General features: G+C 69.0%; 1 protein-coding gene. It reads right to left on the minus strand.

Annotation, left to right across the window (positions count from 1 at the left end):
- Positions 1–27: 27 nt before the first annotated feature.
- On the minus strand, positions 28–588 hold a 561-nt coding region (locus L995_RS24900), incomplete at its 5' end, for a 4Fe-4S dicluster domain-containing protein (RefSeq protein WP_047474048.1).

Consider the following 588-nt stretch of genomic DNA (forward strand, 5'->3'; position numbering starts at 1 on the left):
CCGCGTTGCCTGGGATGCTCCTTGCGTTCAGTGGGAAGTGACCAGCCGCACGCTGGCCTGCCCGTCCACGCCGTCGACGAAGGCGTCGGGCAATCCCAGGTAGTACACATGCGGGTCCGTGCCCATGGCGGGCTTGAGCACCTTGAGGTCCTTGGCGTGCTCGCGCATGCGCTGGCGGATCTCGCTGCCCTCGTCGTTGAGGTCGCCGATCACGCGGGCGCCGCACACGCAGCTTTCCACGCAGGCCGGCAGCAGGCCGGCTTCCAGGCGGTGCTCGCAGAAGGTGCACTTGTCGGCGGTCTGCGTCTCGTGGTTGATGAAGCGCGCGTCATAGGGGCAGGCCTGCACGCAGTAGCCGCAGCCCACGCAGCGCTCGTTGTCCACCAGCACGATGCCGTCGCTGCGCTGGAAGGTGGCCTGCACCGGGCAGACCGGCACGCAGGGCGGGTTGTCGCAGTGGTTGCACAGGCGCGGCAGGTTGAGCATGGCCGGCGGCAGGTCCTCGTTGCCCGCGTGCTGCACCTCGTACTGCAGCACCGTGGTGCGGAACTGGCCCAGCGGCGGCAGGTTCTCCATGGAGCAACGCGG

The organism is Delftia sp. ZNC0008 (assembly GCF_000799035.1).
Classification (GTDB): domain Bacteria; phylum Pseudomonadota; class Gammaproteobacteria; order Burkholderiales; family Burkholderiaceae_C; genus Comamonas; species Comamonas tsuruhatensis.